The sequence below is a fragment of the Pedobacter sp. GR22-6 genome, assembly GCF_037402555.1.
Taxonomy (GTDB): domain Bacteria; phylum Bacteroidota; class Bacteroidia; order Sphingobacteriales; family Sphingobacteriaceae; genus Pedobacter.
This window is the reverse complement of sequence record NZ_JBBEUC010000002.1, coordinates 1,289,017-1,313,936: the sequence shown is the minus strand read 5'-3', so window position 1 is coordinate 1,313,936 and position 24,920 is coordinate 1,289,017. Positions and strand designations below refer to the sequence as shown.

The window sequence follows — 24,920 nt, the reverse complement described above, 5'->3', positions numbered from 1 at the left end:
GTCATTTCTTCAGTCTGCTGCTCAGTACTCCGGTCAATACAACGATCGACGAAATGATGGCAAAGAATGCGGCTACTGCCAGCAAGGAAGGTTCGAAACTGGCTTGAAATACGTATACCGATAGCGCCCAGCTTCCTGCCAATGCGATGATCATACCTGCTGCAGTGGCTACCATACCCAGGAACAAATATTCCACCAGCGTGATGACCAGCAATTGCTTACTGCTAGCGCCCAGTGTGCGCAGCAATGACTGTTCGCGATTGCGCTGTGCCCTGCTGACCATGACCGAAGAAACCAATACAATCCAACCCGTTATCATGCTTAATCCGGCCATAAACCGTATTACAAAGCTGATCTTACCCAGGAGGTCATCCAAAACCTGTAATACCAATTTTAAATCGATCACAGAGACGTTCGGAAAACTGCGTACCACGTCTGCCTGGTAATTTGCTGAAACCTCACTATTGGGCACCCTGGTCATCAGTACCTGAAACTGCGGTGCTTCTTCCAGAACTCCTGTTGGGAAGACTACCCTGAAATTGGTCTGCATCCTTGCCCAGTTCACTTCACGAAGGCTACCCACTACTGTACTGATCATCACTCCCTGCACATTGAAAACGATGGTATCTCCTACATCTACATGGATTCGTTTTGCATAGTTCTCCTCAAGAGAAACGGGTACATTACCTTCCGGCGCGACACCTGTCCAGCTTCCTTTGACCACTTTCTCTGCCTCTGTGAGGTGATCCTGATAGGTCACCCGCAGCTCTCCGTTAAAAGCCCTGCTACTGGGTTCGTTCATGCCCTCACGCTTTTGATTGCCTTCCTCTTCTCCCCTACCGCCAGGAGCAGGTGATTTGGCATTCCTCAGACTGTCTGCTTTTGCCAGATCAGCTGCACGCAGGCCATTAATTTCTTCAATCCTGAGGGTGAACACAGGTACCTGGCTCATGACCGGCAACTGATGCTTTCTGGTCATTTTTGCCACTTCATCTTTCTGCTCCTGCTGGATATCGAACAATACCATATTCGGTTGGTTCGGACCGGAGGATATCGTCACCCGGTTGACCAATACCTGTTGTACAAAGAACAGCAGGCCTATAAAAGCGGCCGATAATCCGATGGATACCATCAACACCATAGTCTGGTTCTGTGGGCGGTACAAATTGGCAAATCCCTGCCGCCAAAGGTAACTGATGCGCTCTGGTAATAGTTTTCGCAGCAACCACATCAGCAACTTGGAAAGTGCATATAGAGACAGAAAGGCTGCAAAAATGCTTCCGGTGAACACCCCTGCTTCTCTCCAGCCGCCCATCTGCAAATAAGTAAAGCCAAGCACAAAAGCGAGTACCAGCAAATACACCAGCCAGAGCAGCGGATCGACACTGCGTCCCTGTGGTTCGTAAGACATCCTAATGGCATTCAAGGGAGAGACATGCCTCACCATCAGCAGCGATGGCAATGCAAAGAGCACAGAAACGATCAGGCCCAATGCCAGTCCCTGACCAATGGCCAGCCAGCTGATCCGCATGGTGATCTCTACAGGAAGCAGGTCCTGGAGCACATAGGGTAACGCAAACTGAAGTGCCGTGCCGAGCAAACAACCCAATATCGCTCCGATGATACCAATGAAGGAAATCTGGATGAGAAAAATCCAGAATGCCTGTGTGGACTTCAGTCCCATACAACGTAAAGTAGCAATGCTTTCGAGCTTCTCCCGGATGTATACGTGCACAGCACTACCCACCCCTATACAACCTAAAAGTAAGGCAACAAAACCTGACAGTGCCATAAAACGGTTGACATCCCGGAATGAACGTCCGGTACTTTCCTTTTTAGAGGCTACCGTTTCGGCATCCAATCCGTATTTATCCAGGTCTTTTTCCAGTGATTTGACCACTGCATCTACCTGACTGGGATCGGCAAATTTGATGTAATAAGTATATTTAATCCTGCTGCCAATTTTTAGCAGGCCGGTCGCTTCCAAATACTGTAAGGGAATGTACACTACGGGAGCTACTGTACTGGAAATCCCGGTTTGTCCAGGCACTTTATCCAGCGCTCCTTTAATGACAAAATTCAAAGCTCCTACTTTGATGGAATCACCTACCTGCGCATTATACTGCAGCATCAATGTCTTATCGACCAATGCACTGCGGGAAGAATCCCTGAATTCCTTTGATGCAGTGGCCGGAGTAGTTTCAATGGCCCCGTAGTAAGGATAGTCGCCCTGCAATGCCCTTACCTGAACCAATCTGCTGCTCTCGTCCTTTACAAAATAAATCATAGATGCAAAACTCCGTTCAAAAGAACGGGCTGCGCCCAAAGTATCCATCAAAGCTTTAGTTCCTTTTCCCGGAGGCGAATTGCCATCGAGTACCAGGTCTGCACCTGTAAGTTCCATTGCCTGGGTATCAATATCACGGCTCAGGCTATCGCGAAATGCAGAAACAGCTACCAGTGCTGCTATACCCAGTACCACAGCGGAGATAAAAAGAAAGAGCCTCCCCCTATTGCGCCTGCTATCACGCCAGGCCATGGTAAACAGCCAGCTTATCATTGTATCAGCCCACCTTTCATGCTGATGATCCTGGAGGTTTTAGCGGCCAGTTCGGGATCGTGGGTCACAATGATCAGCGTGGTTCCTGCTTCCCGGTTCAGTGCAAACAGCATTTCTTCTATTTTCTCTCCCGTTTCTTCATCCAGGTTCCCTGTAGGTTCGTCGGCAAAAAGGATAGCAGGTTGATTGGAGAAAGCCCTTGCCAGCGCAACACGTTGCTGCTCGCCTCCTGAAAGCTGCACGGGGTAATGTGCGGCACGTTCTGCGAGTCCTACTTTTTCGAGCAGTTCCAGCGCAGTCTTCCTGGCTCCCTTTTGTCCGCGCAGTTCCAACGGTACCATTACATTTTCCAGGGCAGTGAGGGTAGGCATCAACTGGAAGTTCTGAAAAATAAAGCCCACATAGTTGTTCCTAACCGCGGCACGCTGGTCTTCACTGAGGCCACCGAGCGCTATGCCATTGAGCAATACGGTACCGGTACTGGCTTTATCCAGCCCTGCACAGATCCCAAGCAAAGTGGTTTTGCCACTTCCGGAAGGACCAATAATGGCGACCGTATTTCCCCTGGCAACGGAAAAATCTATTCCCTTCAACACCTGCAGTTCATTGCCCGCACTTTTGTAAATTTTATTAACTTGCCGCAGTTCGAGGATGGCTGCCGCGGCATTATTTTCTGCTGCTGTATTCAAAGTATTGAATTAAATTAAACCTTAGCCCAAACTGAGCTGTTAAAGATATAAAACTTGAGATGTTAAGAATCAAAACCCTTGCCATTGTTACGTTAGCCTGTATATTAAGTGCCTGTAGCAATGCAGAAAAAAAAGAAGAGGTCAATAAAAACACCAGCGGAAGGCCAGCCCGGGCCGCTGCTAAAGCAATACCAGACACGATACAAAACGTGCTCTTTTTTGGCACCAGCCTCACTGCCGGTTACGGACTGGAAGACCAGGCACAGGCCTACCCTGCACTGATCCAAAAGAAAATAGAGGCTTTAAATCTGCCTTACCGGGTCATCAATGCCGGACTCAGCGGGGAAACTTCAGCCGCGGGCAAAACACGTATAGACTGGCTGCTGAAACAGCCGGTGGGTGTATTTGTACTTGAGCTTGGTGCCAATGATGGATTGAGGGGCCTTTCTGTAAAACAAACTTCGATGAACTTACAAGCGGTGATAGACCGCGTAAAAAAGAAAAACCCTGAAGTGAAACTGCTGATGCTCGGCATGCAGATGCCCCCTAATATGGGAGCAAAATACACCACTGAGTTCAAAGAATTGTTCAGTAACCTGGCCAGCAAAAACCAAATGGCCTATGTGCCATTCTTATTAGAGGGTGTGGGGGGTGTACCGAAACTCAACCAACAGGATGGGATCCACCCTACTGCGGAAGGTCAGAAAATCCTGGCTGAAAATGTTTGGAAGGAACTGGAAGGACTACTTTAAGACAGAAAATATGTAACTTTATCGTCTTTAAACCGAACACCATTGCGAATTCCAGCTTACCTGCTGCATACAAAATTATTAATTACCGGCTCAGCGGGAGACTTTCCACTGACAGTCCGCATCTTCCACTCCGTGCTTGCCATTTCCATGGCAGCACTGATCTATAATATCCCTCTTAATCTCTTTGTAGGCTTGCCCTATATTGCGCTTGCGAGTGCCATAACTTCTCTTTTGGTGGCCGGTCTGTTTTACATTTCCCGGTACCGGGGCAAAACAGACCTGGCAAGAACAATCGTATGCTTGACGGGTACCTGCCTGTTTGTGGCCAATTATTTTCTAAACTCGGGTATAGATGGCCCGACAGGATATTTTTTTCTTTTGCTGATGGTCACCATGGTTGCCATCGTACCGGTGAAACAATACTGGTATTGGATCAGTAGCAATGTACTGATCATCATCGGACTGCACCTGTTCCAGTTTTACTACCCAGCCCAGGTTCCATATACCTACCTCAAAACCGCTGATCGCTATATTGATATCAGCTCTGCTTACCTCACGGTAGTAGTGGTGATCCTGACCTGCTTTTACATCATCCGAAAAAGCTACGATGTGGAACGGCTCCGGGCCGAAGAGACGGCAGAAAAGCTTTCTGAACGAGATGCAGAAAAAAACAAACTCTTTTCTATTGTATCACATGACCTGCGCAGTCCACTTGCCAATATCCAGGGCTATCTGGAACTCCTGGCAGCGTATGACATGTCGGCGCTAGAACGGCAACAGATACAGGAGCAGCTGCTCAGTTCGACAAGGGGTACGCTAGAGATGCTCAACAATGTGCTGAATTGGTCCAAAAATCAGATGAACGGAGCACAATTTAGAAAGGAGCAATTGGAACTATATGCTGTCCTCAAGTTGCAGCTGGAACTTGCCATCAATATTGCAGCACGAAAGGACATTGTACTCATTGTTCAGATCGATCCCGGGGTTTCAGTTTGGGGCAATGCGGACATGATCCAACTGATTATTCGCAATTTGCTCAATAACGCGATCAAATTTACATCCACTGGTGGTAAAATCATCCTCAAAGCCAGTTCCATCGAAGGCAACTGCCTGCTAAGCCTGGAAGATACCGGCAATGGATATCCCAGTCAGCTCAGCGAAGACATTTTTCAGCTCAGCGGCAGCAGCACCACAGGTACTGCCAATGAAAAAGGCGTAGGTCTGGGATTAGTGCTTTGCCGGGAAAACACCCATGCATTAGGTGGAAGGATTTGGTTCGACTGTGACAAATACAGCGGAACTACTTTTTTTGTCGAACTGCCTGCTCAGGGCAAATATTGACACTAAATTTAAGGGGGATCAACATTATTGTCATTTTGCCTCACATAAAATTCGCAATTATCATTGGAAAATCAATATTTTGCGGGCTTATAAAGAGATACATATGGCTTCGGGTTTTTTCGCAATATTAGATGATATAGCTGCTTTAATGGATGATGTTGCGGTAACCGCAAAAATAGCAACCAGAAAAACTGCAGGGATACTGGGAGATGATCTGGCGGTCAACGCAGAAAAAGCTACTGGTTTTCTTTCTTCGCGGGAGCTTCCTGTGCTTTGGGCAATCACGAAAGGTTCCTTGATCAATAAAATAATCATCGTCCCGATTGCGCTCTTATTGAATGCATTCTTCCCTGTTGCCATCAAGGTCATCCTGGTCTTAGGCGGCTTTTACCTTGCCTACGAAGGAGTGGAAAAAATAATCGAATACTTCTTCCACCGCCCGAAGGAGGGTCACCAAGTAGTTGCGGAAATCAAACAAGATGACAAAGCAGCAGAGAAAGCAAAGATTAAATCTGCAGTGACTACCGATTTCATCCTATCTGTCGAGATCGTCATCATTGCGCTGGGAACTGTATTGACAGAAACTTTAACCCTACAAATCCTGACCGTGTCCGTCGTGGCTTTGCTAGCTACGATAGGTGTTTACGGCATCGTTGCCATCATTGTAAGAATGGACGATACCGGTTATAAACTGATCAAACATGCCAACGAAAAAGGTTTCGTCGCTAAACTGGGACTTTTATTGGTCAAATCACTACCGGTAATCATACGGATACTGGCTGTTGTAGGCACCATAGCTTTGATCCTGGTCTCAGGAGGAATCTTTGTTCACAACATCGACTATCTACACCATTTATTTCCAGGCCTGCCTTCGATTGTCAAAGAGCTACTCATCGGGCTGGTTGCAGGATTATTGGTAGTCGGCTTAATCACTGTCTTCAAAAAACTTTTTTCTAAAAAATAGTCCCTGTGAAAAAGAGCTTTGGGATATTGATGTACAGATTTGGAGACAAAGAACTCGAATTTCTACTCGTACATCCAGGGGGTCCGTTTTTTAAGCATAAGGACGTAGGTGTCTGGTCCATTCCCAAAGGCGAAGGGAATGATGGTGAAGATCCTTTGCAAACTGCGGTGCGGGAGTTTGAAGAAGAAACAGGTCTCCGCCCGATTGGGGATTTTGTAGCGTTGAACCCGGTATTACAAAAAGGAGGTAAACAGGTTTTTTGCTGGGCGGTTCAGGGAGATTTTGCTGTTGAGCAATTGCTGAGCAATACCTTCCCCATGGAATGGCCACCAAAATCGGGCAAGACGATAGCAGTAGAGGAAGTAGATAAAGCAGGATGGTTTACACTGGACGAGGCAAGGATCCGCATAAACGAAAGACAGGTCCCATTACTCGAACAGCTTAGGGATATAATATCCGCTCCACCCTCGCCTCCATCTCCGGATCCTCGCTAAATCTGCTGAGGTAAAACTCTTCATAATATGCTTTGATGATGGCCGCCATAGGGGTGGCCAAAAGTGCTCCCATTAATCCAAACGCAGCTGCCATGGCCAATAAGAGGAACAAGAGCGAAACCGGGTGGATATTCATGGTCGAAGACCTCAGCTTTGGCATCAAAAAATCAGAGATCAGTTCATTCATCAGCAGGAAAAAGGTCAGGCACCAAAAAGCGGTAGCCGGACTTACAGAGAGGGCCACGAGTGTCGGCGGTATCGCCATGATGTAAAACCCGATCTTGGGAATGAGTTCCGAAAAGAAGGCCAATGCGGCCCAGACCAGTGCACCGGGAACGCTAAGTAAGCTGAGCACGATAAACACCAGCACCGCCTGTACGATACCTCCTATCAAATTTGATTTCATCCAGCCGCCCAGCATCACAGAAGTATGCTGTAAGGCTTTTTCCGCCTTGTGTCTTTTTTCAGGCTCAAAAACTGAAAGATACAGTTCTATCATAGGGCGCGGGTTACCGACGAAAAATACGATCATCGACACAAAAACAATAAACAGGAAAATTCCCCCGATCACACTAAAAGAAAAGCTGCCCAATCCCATTACGGTCTTCCCCAGGGAAGGCATGACTTCCGTAATGGACAGTCCATCTCCCTGTAACTCCTTATTGAGCTCCGGATACTTTTTGAGTAAACTGGTCAGGTGATCGGAGATGCTGTTCAAATAACCTGGCAGATTCCCTACCAACGTGTCTATCTGCAGGCTGATGTGAGGAATGACCAAAATACCCAGTACAGTACTTACGATAAAAACCGAACCCAATACAATCAAGGCTGCCAGCCATCTTTTCATTCCCCGTTTTTCCAGTTTGCCAACAGGTTGGTTGATGATCAGACTGAGGACCACCGCGAAGAGAAACAAGATGACTACGCTGATGATTTTATAAAGAAACCAGAGGAGAATAACAAGTCCGAAGGTATACAGTACGATAGAAGTAATGAGGCGGTAAATTCCAGATTGATGATGTTGCGGCATAAGACAGTATTTCAGCAGGCTTGAGCTAAATCAACAATCCGGCGGAAAGAATGTTTGAAAAGTAAGCGCGCAAAAATCCTTAATTCACTTCCAGTTCGTCCCTCGTCGGGAATTTAGGAAAGCGGGCATGTGCCCCTTGCTGGTACCAATAGGCCACTGTGATGATGTCAGACTTTTGGGCGAGGTACCTTCCTCCATCCCGCCAGCCCAAATCCTGAATGGTAATTTTTAAATCTTTATCGAAACGCACTGGATCCATAATGTGCCAGCGGTACATTCCAAACCTGGCCTGTGAACGGTATGTACCGTCGGGCCTGATTACCTGGTGCAAACCTGCATAGGGAGTACTGTATTCGATGTACCTGCCTCCGCGGTCGAAGTTATAGGATCCGCAGAAATAGTCTTCAGTACCTGTACCTGCAATGGTGGGGTATTCCTGGTCTCCATCCAGATAGAACTTAATCTCCCCTTCTCCCCACCAGCCGTTGTTATTGACGCCCAGTCCCATATAAAGTCCCACAAACTACCCTTTGCCCTTTACACCGTCCAAAATGGTATGTACCGAAGTCGTATTCGGATTGGATCTCCTGTATTGTGCATGAAAATAAGCCTCATCCTCCCCTACTGGAGTCAGCGTATAGTTTACCTGATAGTATAACCGCATTTCATCTCTGGGATTAATATTTTCCAAAGTGATCCTACATTTCTTCCGGAAGGGCATTTTCCAATAACAATTAAAAGCGCTTCCCGGGTTCACACTCACCGGGAGTGAGTTCAGTGCTGCATATTCTCCCCAGCCCTGCCCAAAAAAAGCACCAATGGGTGATTCTATAGATGGCTCCTTTTCATCGTCCCAATAAAACCTTATGATTGAAAACTGCCAGTTTCCGGTCGGTGTCATCCAGATCTGTTGTATTGCCCCTGGCCCTTCCATTTCTGCGATAGTAATGGTTTCTCCACTTTTGACAATGATGAATGGGTTTACCTTCCAGCCCAAGCCCAGTTCACGTGCAGCGTCGGCAGCATTGGCCACGTTCCTTTGCCCGCGGTTTTTAACCGGGTCCGCCATTGCGGCTTTTCCCTTTTCCCCGCTGAAGTTTTCGGGACTAATAGACCGTGTTTTGGCATCAGATACCCTGGATAAATTCCCCAGGTTCATATCCAAACCATTAAACCGCTGTGCAGTCGCCTGGAACATCATGAAAAAGAATACGGGTGTCAGGCTGATCCGTAAAAAACCTATTGTGCTCATGCTACTAAGTTAAAAAACATAAGCTGTATTTAGGCGCTTATATAATTAGTTGGTCTTTGTATTCTTTGATTTGGGAGTTTTGCCTTTTTTCGGCACGCAATTCGGCACTTCCCTACCTTCTTTTGTTTTCATCCCTACCTGCTCGTAGTTTTTCCAGCAGGGATCTTTTTCTTTCTTTTTTGCCATGACATTGTACGATTTCATTGATCACAAATTGAAAGCAGATTTGTTTGCAGAAAAGAAAATCAAGAGGACCATTCGTATTTATAAGAAATAACATTGTCACTGTAAAACCACTTCGTCACATGATTGTTATTGACTCAAACTCAACTACCAAATCTAAATTGACCTTGTCCAAAGATGCCTAAAACGACCACGCCGAAAAAGAAATCCATTGTTCCAAAACTGCTGCTGATATTCGGTCTGGCCATACTGTTGTGCGCAGAAGGATTTTTTGGTTATCGGCTGCATCAACTTTCAGATCAGCAAAAAGAAGTTAAGGAAGACTATGCCAATGCAAACAACATCACCTTTGGACTATTTTCAGTGGAACAATGGCGGGATAAAGTATCCGGTATTGTCAATAACCAGATTCGTAACTTTACCCTCACGCCAAAACAAAAAAAGGAATTACAAACCGAAGTCGAAGAGATTATACAGGCCCTTATCGATAAGGCAGAAGCCTTGCTGAATAAACCGAAAAAAACGATAGGTGGAAAAATAAAGAAATTTGCCATCAAAACATTTGTCGACACGGATAAGATCCGGGAAAAAGTTCCAGGCTTTGCCCGTACCATCATTGCTAAAGTAGATACCAGGGGCAATAAAATTCAGATGAGTAAAATGGCCATGTCGAAGTTCGATTCCCTGGAGCGTGCAGAATATGTAGACAGTACCATAACAGCCACTAAGGCTGCAACGGATCAGGTATACAAAAAATACCAGGTTTCGTCGGCCGAAGCGCTCAACAAAGAACTCGTCAGCGCGCTCGCGCGAATTAAAACTGAGACTTACAATTATTGCTACGCCATGCTGGGTTGCATTGTAGTTGTGCTGTCTCTGTGGTGGATCTTCAGAAAAAGGACTGAGCTTCATGCTACGCTGTTTATGATGTCACTCATGTTTGCTTTCATCCTATTGTTCATCGGCCTCACTGCTTCAATGATCGAAGTTGATGCCCGGATCAACGCATTCGACTTTGTGGTGCTGGGCGAACATGTAGTCTTCGAAAATCAGGTCCTGTTTTTTCAAAGCAAAAGCATACTGGATGTGGTCAGAGTGTTGCTGGCACAACCTGCTACAGATTCTATACTTGTCGGGGTACTGATCCTTGTCTTCAGCATTTTATTTCCCATTATGAAATTAAGTGCAACGGGCATCCACCTGCTGAGCAAAAAGAGCATTGCCGAAAATAAAGTGATCAAGTATTTTGCCTTCCAGTCCGGAAAGTGGAGCATGGCAGACGTCATTGTTATAGCCATACTGATGGTATATATCGGGTTGAACGGTTTGCTGGACAGTCAGCTGAAAAGCCTGAATATCAAAAGTGAGGAACTCACGGTAATGACCACCAATAATACGGCGCTGCAGGCCGGTTTTATCATATTCATCAGTTTCGTATTGTACGGACTGATTTTGTCGACCATTTTAAAATTTATCTCTCCACATGATTGCGATTAGAAAAAACCTGCCCCAGATCCTGCTGGTCACTGGCTTAAGCCTGCTCCTTTGTGCAGAAGCTTATTTCGGTTACCGGGTATCCAGTCTTTCCAGCAGGCAGGAGCGGATCAAGGAAGACTATAGTGTGGCCAACAACATCACCTTCGGCATCTTTTCTGTAGATGAATGGCGGGAGAAAATCGCGACAATTGTGGACGGAAAAGTCAATGATTTCAATATGACTGCCGAGCAAAAGAGGGAACTTCAACGAAAAGTGGAAAAACAGCTGAATACCCTCATAGGCAAGGCGGTTGCGGATATCAACAAACCTCAGAAGAGCATTGGGGGCAAACTAAAAAAACTGGCTTTTAATGCTTTTGTCGATCCCGAAGACCTTCACGAACAGGTACCTTCGTTTGCCAGTACCATTGTCAACAGAATCAATAGACCCGCAAGTAAAGAAAGACTAAAACGTATCGTAAGCAGTAAAATAGATCAACTGGAGAAACAGACTTTCGACAACAGCGAACCTGCCAGTGCGAAAGTAACACGCCATATTTACACCAAATACGGTGTTTCGAACGTCACCGATTTTGAAAAAACCATCACCTCACAACTGGTAGATATTCGCTCATTGACCTACAATTATGCCTATGCTATGGTTGGCTGTGTACTCATCGCGCTTTGTCTATGGTTCGTGATGAGAAAGCAGGTCCGGCTCCATACCCCGCTTTACATTTTATCGCTGCTGTTTGCCTTCATTCTCTTACTGGTGGGTACTACTGCGACCATAATAGAAGTCGATGCGCGGATCCAGTCACTCAATTTCGTTTTATTGGGCGAAAAGCTTGCCTTCTCCAATCAGGTCTTATTTTTTCAAAGTAAAAGCATATTTGGAATTATCCGTGCGCTGATTGAACAACCTAAGCTGGATGCCATATTGGCCGGAACGCTCATCCTCTTGTTCGTAGTCATCCTGCCCATTTTGCGAATGATTGGAAAAGGCATTCACATTTGGGGAAGAGACCAATATGCGGAAAATAAGCTCATCAGGTTTTTGGCCTTTGACCTGGGTAAATGGGATATGGCTGATGTCATGGTCGTGGGGATTGCGATGACCTATATCGGCCTGAATGGCATTTTAAAAAGTCAGTTATCAAACTTAAATATTAATGAAAAACTCTTGTCAACAGTGACCCAAAACAATACAAGCCTGCAACCAGGCTATTTCATTTTCGTCGGCTATGTTGTTTATTCTGCGGTGCTGTCACTGATTTTAAAGCGCATCATGCCCGTAAAAACCAAACGCACCTGATATTTAGCTAAACACTTCTTAACCAATCTCTTGCCGCTTCTACATCAGTAAAAAACTGCACTACTGTACCTCCAATCTTCACATCCACCGCTTTTTCCGCAGATAACCTGCTGAAGGCGCTTGGAGAATACACCCAGGCAAAATAACGCAAGCCTGCACGCTCCATCATTGGGAACCATTCCTGGCCTGCCCAATCAGATGCTTCCGACCAGGTACCCAGTACATTGGTATTGTCATTCATGACCTTATGCGTAGCATTTGCCTCAAGCATAGCGAGCATACGCATACCTCCTGCTTTTACCGCTTCTACAGTCTGGAATCCGGTCCAGTCTACTTCAAGCCAGTCTCCTGATTTACTTTGAATGATCGTGATGTGTGGGTCTTTGTAATACAGATCATCGTTGACTATAGGCGCTGCTGGCTGAGGAGTAGTCAGCGGCAGCCTGAAGTAAAAAGTAGAGCCTTTGCCCGGATCACTTTCAATCCAAAAGGTGCCCATATGCCTTTTTAGTATTTCTGAAGAGATGAATAAACCCAGTCCGAGGCCCTCAAAACGCATCTCACTATTGTCAATCCGGTAATATCGATCAAAAAGACGTTGAATGTGCTGCTCCTGAATGCCAATGCCGAAATCCTTTACAGAAACGATCAGACCATCTCCGGCAACGTGACTTTTCACCAGCACTTGCTTGCCATTTGGAGAGTACTTGATGGCATTACTTACAAAGTTATTTATTACCTGCTCTAACCTCATGCGGTCGCCCACAATACTTAGCTGTCCGGGTTGCTCAAGACTAATCTGATGAGTGCTGGTAGTCAATTGAACACTGTCTATACTATCCTTCAGCATTTCTGAAAAATCAAAAGGCTTCAAGTCATAGCTCAGCTTTCCAGCATTGATCTTCGTCACATCCAGCAGGTCATTGATCAGCTTTTCCAATCGATGTATGTTTTCACTTGATTTGTCGATATATGAAGCCAACCGTTCAGGATTGGCGTCACGTTTCATTAATTGGTTGAAGGCTTTGATCCCCGTAAGCGGAGTTTTTAGTTCGTGACTGGCAATGGATAAAAATTCGTCCTTGCGCTGCTCATTTTGCTTCTGCGCTTCAATATTGGTGTTAGTGCCCAACCAGAGTGTGATTTTGCCCTCTTCAATGAGTGGAACTGCTCTGGTCAGGTGCCAGACATAGACTCCATTGGCAAATTTTAGCCGGAACTCTGTCAGGTATTCATTGCCGCTTTCCAGGGCTTCTCGCCAGGCCAGCAAGCAAGCGGGCAAATCATCCGGGTGGATGAATGCCTGCCAGCCTTTACCTGCAATCTCCTCTGCCGGATAGCCGAAGTCATTCGCAACAATCTGGTTCACATAATTTAACTGACCATCAGGCATGGCTGTCCACACTTGCTGTGGGATGGCATTGAGCATAAACTGAAACCGGCGCTCGCTCTCAGCAACACGGCTTAGGGTCGCATTTAATTGTGCCTGGGTCTGGCTCAGCTCCTCATTGGTCATGGCCAGTTCTTCATTAGATGCTGCTAACTCTTCATTGGATGCAGCCAGCTCTTCGTTGGCAGCCGTAACTTCCTCAGTAAGGGCTTGCTGCTCTTCAAAAAGCTCTGCATTGATGATCAGCTCTTTTTGATAAGCGACCCTCAATTCCGACGCAAATGCATTGTTTAGGATCGTTCCGGTATTCGCTGCTATTGCCAGCAGAAACTGCCGGTAATCTTCATCAATACGCTTCCGGGCTGAAGCCCCAAGCACGATATAACCTTTCACATTAGCTTCCGCAGTATTGATGGGCACCACCAGCGCTTCAACTATCCTTTCCGGCCAATAGCAACTCACAGGCTCGGTCACCTGGCTTTCCAAATCTTTCAGGTGGATGATCTTGAGCATATCATGATCTCCAAGAAGTTGATCCAAATCGGCAAGCTGCCGCTCATTCAAACAGCTGCTCAGCTTCAACTGGTACTCATTGCTGTTGGCATCATAAATGTAGACAGCAAAAAAAGCGACATCCATGGAAGCGTTTTCCAATAGCACCTGAAGTTTTTCATACGCAGCACTGAGCGTGTCAGATGTATTCGCCTGTGCCAGAAAGGCAGCGCGGATTCCGTTCCTACGTTCATTGATGACACGGTAGGAAGTCTCCACTACAGCATTGAAAACGCCACCAACGCTTCCATCAACCGCGACAATTGGTGAAAGGGTATAATCAAAATAACACTCTTCTGTATATCCATAGCGGTGCATGTATAGTGGAGCATCCGGTCTGCGGTAAGACTGGCCTTCACGCAATACACTCTCAAACTCTTCCTGAAGCCCATCCCATATTTCTGGCCATACCTCGGCGCCCGGCCTTCCAAGTGCCCAGGGATGCTTTTGTCCGGGAATACTGCTCCAGGCATCATTGTACAAGAGGCTAAAATCTGCTCCCCAATAAATGGCAATGGGAAAACCAGAGCTCAAAGCGATGGCTACTGCCGAGCGCAGATTTTCCGGCCAGGCCTCCGGGGCATTTAAGCTAGTGGCAGACCAGTCCTTCTCGCGGATCAGTTCTCCCAGCTGACCGCCGCCTTGCAAAAATGGTAGATGTTCGTGCATTTGAACTGCATAGCTAGGATTGTGCCAAAGCAAAATTTCGCCTACAAGTTCCTGACATTCGGCTACATTTGTTCCTTAAAGGAGCCCGAACTTTACATCAACAAAATTGATAGAAAAATGAAAGTATTTGTAACAGGAGCATCTGGCTTTATAGGATCTGCCGTAGTGCGGGACCTGATCGCCGCAGGCCATCAGGTCATTGGTTTGGCACGCACAGAAACATCTGCAAAAGTCATAACAGACGCTGGCGCAGCAGTTTTAATGGGAGGCCTTGAAGATCTGGACATCTTAAAGAAGGCCGCCGCAGAGGCAGACGGCGTTATTCACATAGCCTTTATCCACGACTTTAGTCAATACGCAAAAGCAGGTGGCGTAGATCGGGAGGCCATCAATGCTATGGGTGAGGCACTCATCGGAACAAGCAAACCTATTGTAGTATCGGCCGGAATTCTGGGTCTACCAACAATCGGGGGTTACACTACAGAAGAAAGTAGGGCCGACAATTCTCTGCGGCCTTCTGAAACCACAGCGATGGCACTGGCAGCAAAGGGTGTACATGCCTCCGTAATTCGCCTCGCTCCTTCTGTCCACGACAAAGGCGATAAAGGCTTCATCCCCTTCATTATACAACAGGCAAAAAAACACGGCGTATCGGCTTATCCGGCAGATGGTAGTAACCGCTGGCCTGCCGTACATCGGCTCGACGCGGCCAGGGCATTTAGACTGGCAGTGGAAAAAGCTGCAAAAGGCTTCACCTACAACGTCATCAGTGATCAGGGCATACCAATAAAGACAATAGCGACCTTAATTGGCGAGACATTAAACCTGCCTATCGCGTCTTTATCTGAAGAAGAAACTGCGAAACATTTTGAATGGATGAGCCGCTTTATCGCATTCGATAGTCCTGCAACCAATTTCCAAACTCAGGAGCAATTGGGCTGGAAGCCGACAAACATCGACCTACTAACCGATATGCAGCAAAATTATTTCTAAATTCATAATATGGAACCGCGGCAGACCCACAGAATTAAAACCATTAGCGAATTTCACCGGCTGAGAGGCTTACCAAAACCTGAGCACCCGCTCATTAGTATCGTTGACTATTCAAAAATTGTGCGTTCCGCTGATATCGGGGAGCTCAGCTGGCTGTTTGATTTTTACCAAATTTCCATGAAACGGGGCATCAATGGCAGGTTTAAATATGGTCAGCAAGAATATGATTTTGATGAAGGCACCATGTTTTTCATCTCACCTAACCAGGTGTTCATCGCGCACGAAGTGGGGCCCGCACAAAAGCAATCAGGAATGGATGTTGCTCATCCATCCTGATTTCCTTTGGAATACCTCATTGGCAAAAACCATCAAGCAATACGAATATTTTGATTACACCGTAAATGAAGCACTATTCCTCTCAGAAAAAGAGGAGGAAACGCTCAATAGCATCATTCAAAACATCCAGCAGGAGTACCACTCCAATATTGACAAGTTTAGCAAGCAGATCATCATTTCACAAATTGAAACTTTGCTCAATTATTCAGAAAGGTTTTACCACCGCCAGTTTATTACCCGGGAAAAATCAAATCATCAGATTCTCGACCAGCTGGAGCACTTGCTTTCCGATTATTTCAACAACGATGATCTGGTCGGCAAGGGACTACCGACCGTAAATTACGTTGCCGCGCAACTCAACGTCTCCCAGAAGTATTTAAGTGGCCTGCTGAAAGTCCTGACAGGACAAAGCACTCAACAACACATCCACGAAAAATTGATCGCAAAAGCGAAAGAGCAATTGTCCATTACTGAACTGTCAGTCAGCGAGATTGCTTATGGGTTTTGAACACTCGCAATCCTTCAGTAAACTGTTTAAGAGTAAAACGAACCAATCGCCACTGGAATTCAGGCAATCGTTCAATTAGGTAATGTTCAGTGATGTCTCGAAGGAATTACTGGAAAGACTATAAAAAAATGCCCACCGGTTAAAGTGGGCATTTCCTTGAAACTTTCAAGTTCTAAAGCGCAAAAACCAGTCCGGCATTAATGCTGCTCCGGGAGTTCCTGATTTCTGAACCAGTATTGTCTTTAAATACATCAATAAAACCAGCCTGACCTTCTGTTTCGATAAGAATCTTCAGTCGGCTAGCCACTGGGATCTTAACGCCTATTCCCAAGCCAAGTCCTACATCAGCTGTTTTCATATAATCTTTCAGATCCATACCAAAGGTTGTTTCTTTGGCATCCAGCAGAATACCGGCATAGGGCCCGAAATTCAAGAACCAATTCCTTTTTTTACCAAAATGCCAGTTGGCCATTACCGGGATCGTCAGGTAATTGAGCTGGTAGTCGGTAGCATAACTTTGGCCGTTGTCCAGATTGGTTAGAAATCCATTATTCCAGCCTTTTTGATCATAAGCCAATTTGGTTTTAATACTCCACCTGTCCGAGAAGAAATAGTCACCAAAGGCGGTTACATTAAATCCACTTCGATAATCACTGTTGGTATTCGAGCCAGCGGTTACAGTGGCAGCGTTGTAACCAACAGTAATACCAAATTCAAGGCTTCCTTTTTCCTGAGATTGCACAGTGGCGCTAGCGCCAAGTAGCATCAATGCCACTAATAATTTTTTCATGTCGTTATTATTAATTTAGATGGCACTAATATATCAACTCTTTTCTAAAATGCAGATATGAAAAAGCCCCTTTCGGGGCTTTAATTTGATGTGTATTATTGTTCATCTTCTTCGAAATCTTCATCGATTTCGTCGAGTTCATCCTCCAGATCCTCCGGATCAGGAGTATCTATCTCCTCATCCAGCTCTGTCCCTGCCCCATCGGCAAACTCTACTTCATCTTCGGTGTAATCTGAATCCTCTTCAATATCCTCCGAATCCTCCTCTCCGCTCGGTTTTTCTTCCTCAGGAGCGCGACCTACCTGGAACTGCTCTGGATTGATGATTTCCTCATTCTCTGGTTCTTCTTCTGGAATTCTCATAGTCGTATATTTTAAGTCATTTGTTTCCTCCTGAACACCTCAATCCGAAACTGGTTTTGGCTTTTTGACAAATAAAACCAGAAAATGACATCCGGGTCATTCGGCTATTGGCCCTGCCTGAGACTTAGCAATCAGTGCCATCGCAGGGCGCCGCAGCGCCTCGTTTCCTTTCTTTAAACGATCTAATAAGCGCATTTTTTTATGAAGGTATCTTTTTGCATTCTTTTGGTCATATTGCAATACCCATCCGATGTTATAAATCAGGTCGGCGTACTTCACCGTCTGGGCATCGGCACTGATCCCGACCAGGCGAGCGCTCTCCTTTTTCTTGCGTTTTTTTTTACTCAGATCAGGGAAAGCGGTGGCGGTGAATACATCGGTAAGCTCAAGCACACAACCAGTGATGTGGGCTGCTTCCTCCTCGCCGTAGCCAAAAGAAAGCAGGGATTCCCGAAGTTCTTCAGGCCTCGTGTCTGTATCTTCCAGCAAGTCATGACAAAGACCGATCTCGTAGCCAAGGCGGGCCATCGGTTTTGCTAAATTAGCAACAGCCAATAAGTGGTTTAAATACGGCTCGTTGCTGCGCCTTATTCGTTGACCTGCGTGTTTTTCTGCAACCCAATCCTTTAAACATTCAGCCGCCGTCATCGCAGCTCAGGATTGAGGTTGTAAGACCTGTGGATACAGGATGTTCTTTTCGATCTGGCTTAGATAGGCTGACGAATTTCTGCATTCCGCACAGCTCTGTTCCAATAGCATTGCAACTGCCTCCATCCCAATTGCTGTAGCCATAGCCTCCAGACTGCTGATTTTAGCCAGGCGATGATAGCTAATTAACTTAGCTGCAGTTAAGATCCGTACATCTCGATCCAAATCACCTTCTTTTTTGCCGGTACAAATCTCCTTTCCCATCATCAAAAAAGATTCATCTATCGGGGTATTGGCTTTCGACGGACGCAGCTTCATCAATTTTAAGATCTGTTGTAGTCGCGCTAGCTGTTGAGCCAATTCGTTACGCTCAGGAGAAAGTGTCGCACGAAGTTCGGCAGTAAGAGCGAGGGATGAGAATTGCGTAAACAGCTTCGTATAGCCCTGTTCGCTGGCATAATTCTGTAATAGTAATGATCCAAAAGTTTCTTTGAGCTCTTTGGGAGAAGTTTTCATAACAGTTCAACACCTGAAAAAGATAGAATGTTCTTCCTGACCGATGATAAAAAAATAAGTAGCCCCAAGCTAACAAATCCACCAAAACCATTCTACGGGGATCATTGTTAACTAAAGTAAATCATGTATATTATGGAAACTCAGGAACAAAAAGGTAAAACCTCCAATAAAGATCAGGACGATGATAATTCAGCGCCAAATACCAATAACAAAGGTACAGACCCCAATGAAGCGGTAGAACGCGAAAACCAGGGTTCCAAAGAAAAGGAAAAAAAGAGCGGGACTTCCAAAGGTGAGGCCGATTTTGAAAACCCTGATGATGATCCGGCATAAGACAGATCAATTATCTTTATTATATTTAAGCAGCCCTGACTCTAGCGTTAAGGCTGTTTTTTTTTTGAAAATATGAACTGGATTGATGTTATACTTATACTGATCTTATTTTTTTCCGTTGTAAGAAGTGTACAGCGCGGATTCCTGATCACTGCTGCAGATTTATTGTGCTGGGCCGGTAGCCTGCTGGCGGGCTTCTTTTTATACGGTCCGGTCAGTAAATTCTTAGGTAATTATATTTCAATGGGCCCCTGGCTGGTTCCGCTTACCTTCATGGTATTACTCATCGCAGCCGCATACTATTGGAAGAGGCCACAAGAAGGCTCCTATTTAGGATCACGGAAGAAACACACGCGAGTATCCTAAATAAACTGTTGGGAATCTTTCCTGGAATATTACATGGTTTCTTATGGCTCAGTCTCTTGTCCATCCTGCTCTTACTCATCCCCATAGGAACAGGTACTGCAGAAGAAGTCCGAAAAAGCACACTCAATGACTGGGTGATCGCCAAGGTAAATTGGATGCAGGATCAGCTTTCGCCTGTGTTTGGAGAACTGGTCAGCACTGTCATTCAGCAACCAGCGGCCGCCCTGGGCCATAAAGAATACGTCAAGCTCAATTTCCAGGTAAACCATGCCAAGATCCGGGGAGACCTGGAAGCAGAGATGCTAAGCTTAGTAAACGCCGAGCGTCAAAAACATGGGCTCAGGCCTTTAAAGGCTGATCCAGAAACTACACAAACTGCCAGAAAGCATTCTGCAGATATGCTTTCAAAGGGTTATTTTTCACACAATAGTCCAGATGGAAGATGCTGTCCGATCGACTGAGGTCCGATTATGTCTCCTTTCGTGCAGCTGGCGAAAACCTTGCCCTGGCGCAGACTTTGCAAACAGCGCATCAGGGTCTGATGAATTCCCCACCACACCGGGCCAATATCCTGCAACCCGCTTTTGGCCGGCTTGGCATTGGCATCATGGATGCTGGTATTTATGGTTTGATGATTACCCAGAACTTCAGAAACTAACCTCAGCGAAAGGGTCATTTTTTTCTCTGAAGAACTCTGATGGAAAGACCCCGTATTATAACAAAATATTTTCATTACACTTCATTGATTCAAAACGTTTTATAAGTTATACTGTTGAAAGAGTAAATCATAATCAGATAAATTCGAACCTGAGTCACATGAAAATACTATTGACCGGAGCTACCGGATACATCGCTCAACGTCTTTTGCCAGTCCTGCTGGATCAGGGACATGAAGTAACCTGTGTGGTCAGAGACCAGTCCAGGTTTATTAAACGCAAATTTGGCGATCATGCCTCGATCAACGTTGTTGAAGCCGATCTGCTGGACAGCAACAGCCTGAAGCATCTGCCGCAGGATATTGATGCAGCTTACTACCTGGTGCACTCGATGAGTGCAGGAGGAGATTTTAGTGACAATGAAGAACGCTCTGCCCAAAACTTCAGCCGGGCTATAGATCAGACCGATGCCAGGCAGCTCATTTTTTTAAGCGGAATAGTGAACAGTAAAGCGCTTTCCAGTCACCTGGCCTCCCGGAAAAAAGTAGAAGACACGCTGGCCAAAGGAAAAACTCCCCTGACTACTTTACGTGCCGGCATCATCGTTGGTTCCGGCAGTGCGTCATTTGAGATCATTCGGGACCTGGTAGAAAAGCTACCGGTCATGGTTGCCCCGAAATGGTTGCATACCAAATGTCAGCCTATTGCGATCCGCAATGTTATAGAGTTCTTATCGGGTGTGTTACTGCAAGATTTCAGCTATGGCAGGCATTACGACATTTATGGACCTGATATCCTCAGCTACAAACAGATGCTCATGGGCTATGCCAAAGTCCGGGGATTGAAAAGGTCAATTCTTACCGTGCCTGTGATGACACCCCGACTTTCCTCCTATTGGTTATATTTCGTGACCTCCACTTCCTACTCCCTGGCAAGAAACCTGGTAGACAGCATGCGTGTAGATGTGGTTGCGCAACCCAATGATCTGGCAAAACGACTGCATATAAAACTCATTCCCTATGAACAAGCCATAGTCCTTGCTTTCGATAAGATTGAACAGAACATGGTGCTCTCGAGCTGGTACGACGCCATGGGCGGTACTTATTCCAGGGCAATGGTTGAGCGGCAACTCAAAGTACCAGCAGATGGGGTCTTTACCGATAAAAAAAGGCTCAAAACAAATGACCCGGAAATGGCTACGGAAAGAATTTTTGCTATTGGCGGAAGATCTGGCTGGTATTATGCCAACTGGCTCTGGAGCTTTCGGGGCTTTATAGACAAGTTATTCGGAGGTGTCGGGCTACAGCGGGGAAGGAAAAATCTGAAAGACCTGAATACAGGAGAATCCCTGGACTTCTGGAGGGTTATTTATGCCAGCCGAGACCAGAAACGACTGCTGCTCTATGCCGAGATGAAACTACCCGGAGAAGCCTGGCTCGAATTTAAAATTGAAGGCAATGAGGTGAGCCAGACAGCCACCTTTCGTCCACTCGGAATAGCGGGCCGTTTGTATTGGTACGCCGTGCTGCCCTTCCACTATTTCATTTTCAATGGCATGATCAAGAAGATAGCGGGTTGAACTATTTAGCGGTCGTGGTTACCGTTTTATACTCAAAAGTAGACCTGGATTCGGTTCCCACAGTCTGGGAAGAGTGTTTTGACTTTCTGATGAGCGTCACCGGATAACCATCCTCATCATATTTATACTCGTAGCTGACATCTAAAGAACTGGTAGCCGGACCCTCATGTAGTGTAAACGTAGTTTTTTCGGTCACAAAGTTATGCAGGGAAGAAGCCTTAGAACGGAGGCTCGCCATTACATCAATAACCTGCCTACCCAGATCGTAGTGTAGGTTCTTTTTATCATCACTTGTGTAATCTATGGTGATGATGTTTGTACCGTCATCCGCTATTGTTTTAGACACCTCCTCGCCCTTGTATTGGTATTCCGTTTTCCCACTAACGATTCCATCGCTGACGCGATCAATCCGCAACAGCTTATATCCCTGATAGCTGTATTTTAAGTCAAATTGGTTTACCAGAGCCCCTCTTTTATCTGCTACGGAAGCCTTTTTTATCCTTCCGGACTCATAAGTAAAATCGATTGTTATCTTCGCAAATTCTGTCTGCTGTATCACCTGAAATACCTCATCTTGTTTGTAAGTGTAATTGGTTTCGGAAGCCGGATTCTTTTCTTTAATCAGCCTGCCTGCTTCATCATAAGTAAAATTGGTAAAAACTGTAGTGTTGCCAGCTTGGGCTATGGAAGTTTCAATAATCCTGCTCAGAATCTTCTTTTGTTTTTGCCCGGGCTCCTCTTCAGTCCCGGACTTTTTGCAGGATAAGCTTAATAAAGCTACAAAAAAGATTGACAAGGCTAATTTGAGATGCATCTTTTGAAATTTGGTTATATAAATATAAAAAAATTTCACCAAATTCAAAATAGAATTACTTTAAGTCTCAGGCTAATTGTGCTTAGGCTTAAGTCTTCACACTTAAACCTAAGCTCCCAATTACTTCATAGAATGAAAGCCGATGTGATTGCCTTCCGAGTCCTGGCAAATACCACAGAAACCATGTTCACCTATTGACATCTTTCCAGCAATAACCTTACCTCCGGCCGCTTCTACACGGGATAGTTCCACAGCACAATCGTCAGAATAGAAATAAACTAAAGTTCCGCCAGGACCAGGCGCAGCCATATTGGATTTTACAAGCGTGCCGCTACTACCCGGGCCCAACATATCTGATGGAAAAGCAATCATCTCGAAATAGTCCGGGGAATCTGCATCCACCTGCATGTTCTCAGGCATTGGTAATGGTGTCAACTGAACCTGTAATACTGTTTCATAAAATTTCTTGGCGCGGGCGAGGTCGTTTACGCTGATCTCAGTCCAGACGAATGGGTTTTTAGCAGTCATGATGTAAATGAATTAGGTGAATCATTAACTCAAAACTAAGCATTGCAGCACTCAACAAGCTTGCCATAGGACAAGAAATCCAGGTATTTCAATCAGTCGCAATAACTCGGAGATTCTACCCGACATTTACTCCGGAAAGCAAAGCCCTATTGATCCTGTCATACAAATGATAAGACAGGTCGTCATAATCATCCTGTACTTCCTTCTTTTCAAAACCCAGATCATTCCACGAACCCATACCTCCAAAAACATGGGCAGACATGGCTGCATAAATCAGCTTCAAGGCCGACTTTGGATAAGCCGATTCTGATATTGTACCAGCATACCAATTGTTTTGTTCAGAGCCGTCCAGGATACTCAACGAGCGATCAAACACACCTGTCCAGCTCTCGAGATCATGGCTACCAGCGAAGTCACGGATATCAAGTAAAATTTTCCGCAAATCTTCAGTGGCCTGCAAATGGTCCGGACTGAATGCGATGGTATCAGAACCACTAATCGTCCTGCCATAACTAACCGCCCAGATCAACTGATCCGGATCATCCGGCCTGCTCACTTCCCAGCGTTCTGCCCAAAAATCTGAGTAGCCTTCATACACAGCCTCAATTAGCCAGGTACCGCCACCACCTATAAAGCCAGCCAACTTATGATCGGGCGTACCCTGTTCATTTCCTTCAGAGGGATGGTAGTAAGCCATTAACCGGAGACATCCATCAAGTTTCAGACGCTCAAACCAGGCCAAAGGCTCAGCTGCCCAAAGCTGCTCCAAATGTTTGCCACCTTCTACGGTTTGCAGGTCTATAAAATTAACTTGATTGCAGAATTTGAAAGCTACATTTTCGGGATAGTAATTCTTAGGCAGTTCGAGATTTTTAAGGTACTGATTTCCATAGGTAATCAGCGATAGCAATTGCGATAGGGTTCCGGTCATGAACTTATTATTTTCAGATCTTCAATGGTAATTGTACCCAAACACAACACTGAAAGCTGGACATAAGTTTGAAATACTTCCCCGCCTCAGTATTTATTAGAGGCCGGCACATCATAATGCTGGAAATGCGTCACATTCGGCTTCTTTGTGCGCAGCACCTCCTAAAGCGAGCCACTGATATTTTTCACGCCATCGGCGTCAGGGAGTTCCGGGTTATCAGGAAAGGCTTCAAAAATATGCTTGTCTACGATCAGTTCCCGCCTGGTCTTTGTCGCCTGGAGATCGAGATCACTGGCCGTCAGAATAAATAGATCAGGCGAAAGCACCAGGAACATACTCGGCGCAGTCTCCGGCGCAGTAAGGTATCTGAAGAAGGTGCTTCGTGAGTATCCATGCGTAATTTTAATCAAAAAGATCTGAAAAATGCAGGTTTGAAGCAAAACTGTTTGAAATTGAATGGCAAGGCCTTGCAGGCTTCGGACCCTAGGGAAAAAATTTAACATAAAAAAACACCTGCCAGAAGCAGGTGTTTCATCAATTATGAAGGAAATCTAATTAGCTGATTTTAACATTAATTGCGTTCAGGCCTTTTTTGCCCTGCTCGATGTCGTAGCTTACTGAATCATTCTCACGAATGTTGTCCATTAAACCAGATGAATGAACGAAGATTTCGCTATCACCATTAGCTGGTACGATAAATCCAAAACCTTTTGTCTCATTGAAAAATTTTACTGTTCCTAATTGCATTATATATTATTTAATTGTACCCAAAGATAAACAAATAATTGAGATATAAAATTTTATTTTAAAATAATTTAAAAAATAAAATAATATTTTACGGCGGAATAAGAACTCAAAACATTTTTCTTGCGCTGTAGTTGATATAATTTTAT

At 45.5% G+C, this 24,920-nt stretch carries 26 protein-coding genes and 2 pseudogenes; 13 read left to right on the top strand and 15 right to left on the bottom strand.

Annotation, left to right across the window (positions count from 1 at the left end):
• Position 1 precedes the first annotated feature (1 nt).
• On the bottom strand, positions 2–2,560 hold the full coding sequence (locus tag WAE59_RS13270) for an ABC transporter permease (RefSeq protein ID WP_337856450.1): 2,559 nt from the start codon (positions 2,558–2,560) through the stop codon (positions 2–4).
• Complete coding sequence (locus WAE59_RS13265; protein WP_337856449.1) at positions 2,557–3,249, bottom strand: ABC transporter ATP-binding protein; 693 nt, start codon at positions 3,247–3,249, stop codon at positions 2,557–2,559. The genes WAE59_RS13270 and WAE59_RS13265 overlap by 4 nt, the downstream gene beginning before the upstream one ends.
• Before the next feature lie 59 nt (positions 3,250–3,308).
• Here WAE59_RS13265 and WAE59_RS13260 point away from each other — a divergent pair, with 59 nt between their 5' ends.
• The 4 genes from WAE59_RS13260 to WAE59_RS13245 all read left to right on the top strand — a co-directional run bounded on the left by WAE59_RS13260 (position 3,309) and on the right by WAE59_RS13245 (position 6,800).
• Positions 3,309–4,001 (top strand): arylesterase, encoded by a 693-nt coding sequence (locus tag WAE59_RS13260; RefSeq protein WP_337856448.1) that lies wholly within the window; start codon positions 3,309–3,311, stop codon positions 3,999–4,001.
• Between the two features lie 42 nt (positions 4,002–4,043).
• Positions 4,044–5,342, top strand: a complete 1,299-nt coding sequence (locus WAE59_RS13255; RefSeq protein ID WP_337856447.1) for a sensor histidine kinase — start codon at positions 4,044–4,046, stop codon at positions 5,340–5,342.
• Between the two features lie 103 nt (positions 5,343–5,445).
• Positions 5,446–6,306 carry a DUF808 domain-containing protein gene (locus WAE59_RS13250; RefSeq protein ID WP_337856446.1) on the top strand — a complete coding sequence of 287 codons (861 nt, stop codon included), beginning with the start codon at positions 5,446–5,448 and terminating at the stop codon, positions 6,304–6,306.
• Between the two features lie 5 nt (positions 6,307–6,311).
• Positions 6,312–6,800 carry an NUDIX domain-containing protein gene (locus tag WAE59_RS13245; RefSeq protein ID WP_337856445.1) on the top strand — a complete coding sequence of 163 codons (489 nt, stop codon included), beginning with the start codon at positions 6,312–6,314 and terminating at the stop codon, positions 6,798–6,800.
• Here WAE59_RS13245 and WAE59_RS13240 read toward each other — a convergent pair.
• The 3 genes and pseudogenes from WAE59_RS13240 to WAE59_RS13230 form a co-directional block, all read right to left on the bottom strand.
• Positions 6,748–7,830, bottom strand: a complete 1,083-nt coding sequence (locus WAE59_RS13240; protein ID WP_337856444.1) for an AI-2E family transporter — start codon at positions 7,828–7,830, stop codon at positions 6,748–6,750. The genes WAE59_RS13245 and WAE59_RS13240 overlap by 53 nt on opposite strands.
• Positions 7,831–7,909: 79 nt before the next feature.
• Positions 7,910–8,731 (bottom strand): annotated as a pseudogene (locus tag WAE59_RS13235) (glycoside hydrolase family 172 protein).
• Positions 8,732–9,127: 396 nt separating this feature from the next.
• A complete protein-coding gene (locus tag WAE59_RS13230; RefSeq protein ID WP_337856443.1) occupies positions 9,128–9,286 on the bottom strand; it encodes a hypothetical protein in 159 nt (52 codons plus the stop codon).
• A gap of 156 nt (positions 9,287–9,442) precedes the next feature.
• Between WAE59_RS13230 and WAE59_RS13225 the strand changes: the two genes are divergently transcribed.
• Together WAE59_RS13225 and WAE59_RS13220 are read left to right on the top strand one after the other, a co-directional pair.
• Complete coding sequence (locus WAE59_RS13225; RefSeq protein WP_337856442.1) at positions 9,443–10,762, top strand: paraquat-inducible protein A; 1,320 nt, start codon at positions 9,443–9,445, stop codon at positions 10,760–10,762.
• Positions 10,749–12,056, top strand: a complete 1,308-nt coding sequence (locus WAE59_RS13220) for a paraquat-inducible protein A (protein WP_337856441.1) — start codon at positions 10,749–10,751, stop codon at positions 12,054–12,056. The genes WAE59_RS13225 and WAE59_RS13220 overlap by 14 nt, the downstream gene beginning before the upstream one ends.
• A 7-nt stretch (positions 12,057–12,063) precedes the next feature.
• Here the strand turns inward: WAE59_RS13220 and WAE59_RS13215 are convergent, their stop codons facing one another.
• The gene (locus tag WAE59_RS13215; protein WP_337856440.1) at positions 12,064–14,667 is read right to left on the bottom strand and encodes an ATP-binding protein; all 2,604 of its coding nucleotides are present in this window, start codon (positions 14,665–14,667) and stop codon (positions 12,064–12,066) included.
• Positions 14,668–14,784: 117 nt separating this feature from the next.
• On the opposite strand from WAE59_RS13215, the gene WAE59_RS13210 reads away from it, so the two are divergent.
• Together WAE59_RS13210 and WAE59_RS13205 are read left to right on the top strand one after the other, a co-directional pair.
• A complete protein-coding gene (locus WAE59_RS13210) occupies positions 14,785–15,660 on the top strand; it encodes an SDR family oxidoreductase (protein ID WP_337856439.1) in 876 nt (291 codons plus the stop codon).
• A gap of 9 nt (positions 15,661–15,669) precedes the next feature.
• Positions 15,670–16,583: pseudogene (locus tag WAE59_RS13205) on the top strand (helix-turn-helix domain-containing protein).
• 93 nt (positions 16,584–16,676) lie between these two features.
• Here the strand turns inward: WAE59_RS13205 and WAE59_RS13200 are convergent.
• The 4 genes from WAE59_RS13200 to WAE59_RS13185 all read right to left on the bottom strand — a co-directional run bounded on the left by WAE59_RS13200 (position 16,677) and on the right by WAE59_RS13185 (position 18,820).
• The gene (locus WAE59_RS13200) at positions 16,677–17,294 is read right to left on the bottom strand and encodes a porin family protein (protein ID WP_337856438.1); all 618 of its coding nucleotides are present in this window, start codon (positions 17,292–17,294) and stop codon (positions 16,677–16,679) included.
• Positions 17,295–17,389: 95 nt separating this feature from the next.
• Positions 17,390–17,656 carry a hypothetical protein gene (locus WAE59_RS13195; protein WP_337856437.1) on the bottom strand — a complete coding sequence of 89 codons (267 nt, stop codon included), beginning with the start codon at positions 17,654–17,656 and terminating at the stop codon, positions 17,390–17,392.
• A gap of 96 nt (positions 17,657–17,752) precedes the next feature.
• Complete coding sequence (locus tag WAE59_RS13190; protein WP_337856436.1) at positions 17,753–18,184, bottom strand: hypothetical protein; 432 nt, start codon at positions 18,182–18,184, stop codon at positions 17,753–17,755.
• A gap of 126 nt (positions 18,185–18,310) precedes the next feature.
• Positions 18,311–18,820, bottom strand: a complete 510-nt coding sequence (locus WAE59_RS13185; RefSeq protein ID WP_337856435.1) for a DUF892 family protein — start codon at positions 18,818–18,820, stop codon at positions 18,311–18,313.
• A gap of 132 nt (positions 18,821–18,952) precedes the next feature.
• Between WAE59_RS13185 and WAE59_RS13180 the strand changes: the two genes are divergently transcribed.
• From WAE59_RS13180 to WAE59_RS13165, 5 genes are all read left to right on the top strand, one after another.
• Complete coding sequence (locus WAE59_RS13180) at positions 18,953–19,153, top strand: hypothetical protein (RefSeq protein ID WP_337856434.1); 201 nt, start codon at positions 18,953–18,955, stop codon at positions 19,151–19,153.
• 72 nt (positions 19,154–19,225) lie between these two features.
• The gene (locus WAE59_RS25875) at positions 19,226–19,519 is read left to right on the top strand and encodes a CvpA family protein (RefSeq protein WP_443147259.1); all 294 of its coding nucleotides are present in this window, start codon (positions 19,226–19,228) and stop codon (positions 19,517–19,519) included.
• On the top strand, positions 19,456–19,980 hold the full coding sequence (locus WAE59_RS13175; RefSeq protein ID WP_337856433.1) for a CAP domain-containing protein: 525 nt from the start codon (positions 19,456–19,458) through the stop codon (positions 19,978–19,980). Before WAE59_RS25875 ends, WAE59_RS13175 begins: the two co-directional genes overlap by 64 nt.
• Positions 19,962–20,177, top strand: a complete 216-nt coding sequence (locus WAE59_RS13170) for a CAP domain-containing protein (protein ID WP_337856432.1) — start codon at positions 19,962–19,964, stop codon at positions 20,175–20,177. Before WAE59_RS13175 ends, WAE59_RS13170 begins: the two co-directional genes overlap by 19 nt.
• 158 nt (positions 20,178–20,335) lie before the next feature.
• A complete protein-coding gene (locus WAE59_RS13165; protein ID WP_337856431.1) occupies positions 20,336–21,754 on the top strand; it encodes an SDR family oxidoreductase in 1,419 nt (472 codons plus the stop codon).
• A 1-nt stretch (position 21,755) separates the two neighbouring features.
• Here WAE59_RS13165 and WAE59_RS13160 read toward each other — a convergent pair whose 3' ends face one another.
• From WAE59_RS13160 to WAE59_RS13140, 5 genes are all read right to left on the bottom strand, one after another.
• Positions 21,756–22,568, bottom strand: coding sequence for a hypothetical protein (locus tag WAE59_RS13160; RefSeq protein ID WP_337856430.1), 813 nt, complete (start codon positions 22,566–22,568; stop codon positions 21,756–21,758).
• Positions 22,569–22,688: 120 nt separating this feature from the next.
• Positions 22,689–23,096: a VOC family protein gene (locus WAE59_RS13155; protein WP_337856429.1), complete on the bottom strand. Its 408-nt coding sequence runs from the start codon at positions 23,094–23,096 to the stop codon at positions 22,689–22,691.
• Positions 23,097–23,211: 115 nt separating this feature from the next.
• Complete coding sequence (locus WAE59_RS13150; RefSeq protein WP_337856428.1) at positions 23,212–24,027, bottom strand: hypothetical protein; 816 nt, start codon at positions 24,025–24,027, stop codon at positions 23,212–23,214.
• A 161-nt stretch (positions 24,028–24,188) separates the two neighbouring features.
• Positions 24,189–24,437, bottom strand: coding sequence for a hypothetical protein (locus tag WAE59_RS13145; protein ID WP_337856427.1), 249 nt, complete (start codon positions 24,435–24,437; stop codon positions 24,189–24,191).
• 145 nt (positions 24,438–24,582) lie between these two features.
• Positions 24,583–24,774, bottom strand: a complete 192-nt coding sequence (locus tag WAE59_RS13140) for a cold-shock protein (RefSeq protein WP_131594910.1) — start codon at positions 24,772–24,774, stop codon at positions 24,583–24,585.
• Positions 24,775–24,920 lie beyond the last annotated feature (146 nt).

Coding starts and splice junctions, on each gene's coding strand:
- WAE59_RS13270 (WP_337856450.1), bottom strand. CDS start 2,560: ATGATAAGCTGGCTGTTTACCATGGCCTGGCGTGATAGCAGGCGCAAT.
- WAE59_RS13260 (WP_337856448.1), top strand. CDS start 3,309: ATGTTAAGAATCAAAACCCTTGCCATTGTTACGTTAGCCTGTATATTA.
- WAE59_RS13250 (WP_337856446.1), top strand. CDS start 5,446: ATGGCTTCGGGTTTTTTCGCAATATTAGATGATATAGCTGCTTTAATG.
- WAE59_RS13240 (WP_337856444.1), bottom strand. CDS start 7,830: ATGCCGCAACATCATCAATCTGGAATTTACCGCCTCATTACTTCTATC.
- WAE59_RS13230 (WP_337856443.1), bottom strand. CDS start 9,286: ATGAAATCGTACAATGTCATGGCAAAAAAGAAAGAAAAAGATCCCTGC.
- WAE59_RS13225 (WP_337856442.1), top strand. CDS start 9,443: ATGCCTAAAACGACCACGCCGAAAAAGAAATCCATTGTTCCAAAACTG.
- WAE59_RS13220 (WP_337856441.1), top strand. CDS start 10,749: ATGATTGCGATTAGAAAAAACCTGCCCCAGATCCTGCTGGTCACTGGC.
- WAE59_RS13215 (WP_337856440.1), bottom strand. CDS start 14,667: ATGCACGAACATCTACCATTTTTGCAAGGCGGCGGTCAGCTGGGAGAA.
- WAE59_RS13210 (WP_337856439.1), top strand. CDS start 14,785: ATGAAAGTATTTGTAACAGGAGCATCTGGCTTTATAGGATCTGCCGTA.
- WAE59_RS13200 (WP_337856438.1), bottom strand. CDS start 17,294: ATGAAAAAATTATTAGTGGCATTGATGCTACTTGGCGCTAGCGCCACT.
- WAE59_RS13195 (WP_337856437.1), bottom strand. CDS start 17,656: ATGAGAATTCCAGAAGAAGAACCAGAGAATGAGGAAATCATCAATCCA.
- WAE59_RS13190 (WP_337856436.1), bottom strand. CDS start 18,184: ATGGCCCGCCTTGGCTACGAGATCGGTCTTTGTCATGACTTGCTGGAA.
- WAE59_RS13185 (WP_337856435.1), bottom strand. CDS start 18,820: ATGAAAACTTCTCCCAAAGAGCTCAAAGAAACTTTTGGATCATTACTA.
- WAE59_RS13180 (WP_337856434.1), top strand. CDS start 18,953: ATGGAAACTCAGGAACAAAAAGGTAAAACCTCCAATAAAGATCAGGAC.
- WAE59_RS25875 (WP_443147259.1), top strand. CDS start 19,226: ATGAACTGGATTGATGTTATACTTATACTGATCTTATTTTTTTCCGTT.
- WAE59_RS13170 (WP_337856432.1), top strand. CDS start 19,962: ATGCTGTCCGATCGACTGAGGTCCGATTATGTCTCCTTTCGTGCAGCT.
- WAE59_RS13165 (WP_337856431.1), top strand. CDS start 20,336: ATGAAAATACTATTGACCGGAGCTACCGGATACATCGCTCAACGTCTT.
- WAE59_RS13160 (WP_337856430.1), bottom strand. CDS start 22,568: ATGCATCTCAAATTAGCCTTGTCAATCTTTTTTGTAGCTTTATTAAGC.
- WAE59_RS13155 (WP_337856429.1), bottom strand. CDS start 23,096: ATGACTGCTAAAAACCCATTCGTCTGGACTGAGATCAGCGTAAACGAC.
- WAE59_RS13150 (WP_337856428.1), bottom strand. CDS start 24,027: ATGACCGGAACCCTATCGCAATTGCTATCGCTGATTACCTATGGAAAT.
- WAE59_RS13140 (WP_131594910.1), bottom strand. CDS start 24,774: ATGCAATTAGGAACAGTAAAATTTTTCAATGAGACAAAAGGTTTTGGA.